Origin of the sequence: Candidatus Anaplasma sp. TIGMIC (assembly GCF_028204095.1) — a bacterium.
Classification (GTDB): Bacteria; Pseudomonadota; Alphaproteobacteria; order Rickettsiales; family Anaplasmataceae; genus Anaplasma.
Map to the genome: position 1 here is coordinate 1 of NZ_JAQLOH010000054.1, position 3,410 is coordinate 3,410.

At 46.0% G+C, this 3,410-nt stretch carries 2 protein-coding genes; both read right to left on the reverse strand.

Going from position 1 to position 3,410, the window contains the following annotated elements:
* The coding region (acnA, locus tag PGW94_RS04415; protein ID WP_271759031.1) for an aconitate hydratase AcnA at positions 1–2,525 on the reverse strand (2,525 nt) is incomplete at its 3' end.
* A gap of 491 nt (positions 2,526–3,016) precedes the next feature.
* Entirely contained in the window at positions 3,017–3,286 is a 270-nt protein-coding gene (locus tag PGW94_RS04420; RefSeq protein ID WP_271759033.1) for a hypothetical protein, read from the reverse strand.
* Positions 3,287–3,410 lie beyond the last annotated feature (124 nt).

Below are 3,410 nucleotides of genomic sequence, written 5' to 3' on the forward strand. Positions count from 1 at the left end.
ATGGTAGTGGAGCTTCCGTCGCTTTTAGTTACGGAACATTTGATTTCTTTCCTAACCCCTATTTTACCTTGTAAGGTGATTGTCTCATCTCCTTTGAACATGTCTTTGTCTTCGCGTTTGAGAATAAGAGGCAGAACACCCATTCCAACCAGGTTAGATCTATGTATACGTTCGAAGCTTTCAGCTATAACAGCCTTGATGCCAAGAAGCAAGGTCCCCTTCGCTGCCCAGTCGCGACTGGAACCTGTTCCGTATTCTTTACCCGCGATTATTACTAGAGGAACGTCCTCCCTGTTGTATTGGACTGCTGCATCGTAAATTGGCAGCACCTCTTGAGATGGGAAGTGTCTAGTAAAACCACCCTCAACCCCCCACAACATCTCATTTCTTATACGAATGTTTGCAAAAGTGCCGCGAACCATAACATTGTGGTTACCACGGCGCGATCCATACGAATTAAAATCGCTTTCCTTGACCCCATTGCGTGTCAAATATTTACCCGCGGGGCTATCAACAAATATGTTACCAGCTGGTGAGATGTGATCCGTTGTTATACTATCCCCCAAGACCATGAGTATTCTGGCATTCTGGATATCCAGCTTATTACCGTTAATGCTCTTGTGCCCGCTGGAACCGGATTCTATAAAGTATGGAGGGAGTTGAACATAAGTGCTATCCGAGCTCCAATTGTATGTAAGTTCACCCTTGGATTCTACACTTTGCCATATGTCATCTCCACGAAACACATCGGAATACTTTTGCACGAATGTGTCTCTGGAAACGAACTCTTTGATAATCTCATCTATCTCATATCTTGTTGGCCATAAATCGCGCAGATACACGGGCTTTTCGTAGGCATCGTAGCAGATCGGGTCAACAGTGATATCAAGTAATATTGTTCCGCTGAGAGAGAAGATTACCACTAATGGCGGTGAGGCCAAAAAGTTTGCTTTGACACAAGGGTGTATCCTTCCTTCAAAATTTCTATTACCAGAGAGGACCGATGCAACAAGCAGATTGTTACTTCTCACACAGTCTTCAATCTCCTTGGCCAAAGGTCCGGAGTTACCTATACATGTCGCACAGCCGTACCCTGCTATATTGAACCCAAGAAGATCCAAATCCTCCAATAGCGCCGAGCGTTTTAGATATTCTGCTACTACTTGCGAACCTGGAGTGAAAGAAGTTTTAACCCAAGGCTTTGATTTTAGACCCAAGTTTCTCGCCTTGCGTGCTACGAGACCCGCAGCAATCATAACATACGGATTAGAAGTGTTGGTGCAGCTTGTTATAGCAGCGATAACAACGTCACCGTTTTTAACTTGTAGGCACTCATCTTGGCAAAAGTTCTGCACTGGAAGGGCACTCGCGATATCTGCTACCGAAAGCCTGTCTTGGGGTCTTTTAGGCCCTGCAACAACAGAGCGAACCTCGTCTAAATCTAGTTCTATGTTGTCAGAGTATAACGCGTCGTCTCCGCCTTTATACCAGAGATTCTGCGCAAGCATGTACGACTCTACTACGTCTATGTGCTCCCTAGCACGCCCTGTAATATCCAGGTAATCCAGAGTACTCTGATCGAATGGGAAAAACCCGCAGGTAGCACCATATTCTGGAGCCATATTAGCAACAGTAGCGCGATCAAATACTGATAGGTTTTTTAGACCTTCTCCGTAAAACTCAACAAACTTTCCTACTACTTTCCTTTTTCTTAGCATATCAGTTATGGTAAGAACCATATCTGTGGAAGTGACTCCTTCCCGCAACCTTCCGCGGATTTTGAATCCCACGACATCTGGTACCATCATGGCAATGGGTTGCCCCAACATAGAGGCTTCTGCTTCTATACCCCCGACCCCCCAGCCTAAAACTGACATACCGTTGATCATAGTGGTATGGCTGTCAGTGCCGATCACAGTATCTGGGCACAAAACTCCATCAACTTCCCACACTACCTTGGCTAAGTACTCAAGATTGACCTGGTGACATATACCTGTACCTGGCGGGACAACATGGAGATTTCTGAATGCATTCTGGCTCCACTTAAGAAATTTATAGCGTTCTAGATTACGCGACATCTCTAACGCAACATTCTTCGCTAAAGCGTCGTTTGTGCCAGAAAAGTCCACTTGTAACGAGTGGTCTATGACAAGGTCTACAGGAATCCTCGGATTTATTATTCCCGGATCCAGACCCTGTGTCTTTACGTAGTCACGCATAGCGGCCAGGTCTACCAATGCTGGAACACCAGTGAAGTCCTGCATCATTACCCGTGCAGGCATGAAATTCACCTCGCATTCTAGGCCTTCATTCATGCACCTGGAAAACTGCTTGAGGTCATTGCTCTTTACATAACGACCGTCCTCATTTCTCAGTAGGTTCTCAAGCAAAATTTTGTACACGAAAGGCAGTTTTTTGTCGTCCAAGGACAATTTTTTACATGCAACATCCAGCGCAAAATAGTCATAAGATGCCCCACCCGCACGCAACTTTTTCCGCACTTGCAGAGTATCCAGACATGTCATACACAACCTCTCATTAGCAATATGCGACAGCGACCCACTACTCAAACGAGGGGGTTAAGAGACAGAACTCAGGCTGGCACTGACAGCCACCCATATGCACCGTCCATTGTAACCTAAATATAGCAGCCATACTCTTAACATCAACGTGAGCATATGCACAATATCTGCGTCAGCCCAGCGTCTTAGGCTGCCGCATACTACCTTACGCAGAACACTATCGCACAAAACACGTGCCAATATGTTCCACACGCATTACGAAAACAGACAACAAGTTTTGATTTCGCTGATCTGGCAGCAAACTCCGAACCAATACTCTGGGATCAGCCACAGACTATTCTTCTATACTCACACAAACAGTGTGTGTCCACCTTTTCCGTGCGGATACTGCCATATGGGCGCACACCAATAGGACTACCACCGGTAACTATCGATTATTAACCGGTGTATGCTGAGCTCCATAAAAGCGTCTTAAACACATGGTCACGTGCGTTCTAACATGCATCACACATACGAGGATCTCCCCTTATGGCCTTCTCCAGGTGACCTGCTACCACGGCTTTATCGTCTTTAGGGAGAGCCATGATATCAGATGTAACATTTTGACCTGTGGTTCCCTTTCCGGTGCTACCGCTGCCGATAGCATTAGGCCACTTATCAGCATATTTCACATCACCTAACGCTTCACTCAGACCATTCACATTTCCGCTGCCGCTAGTAATTTCGCTGCTTCCGCCATTCCGACAATAACCGAACCCCGTCACATCATTACTGCTGGTACTCGTGCCCTTACAAATCTTCTTATCAATCTCGGCATCACTGGCCTTAAGAGCCTGAGCGAAAGCGATTCCTATGCAATATCAAACCTCTAGCTGAATTGAATTCTCC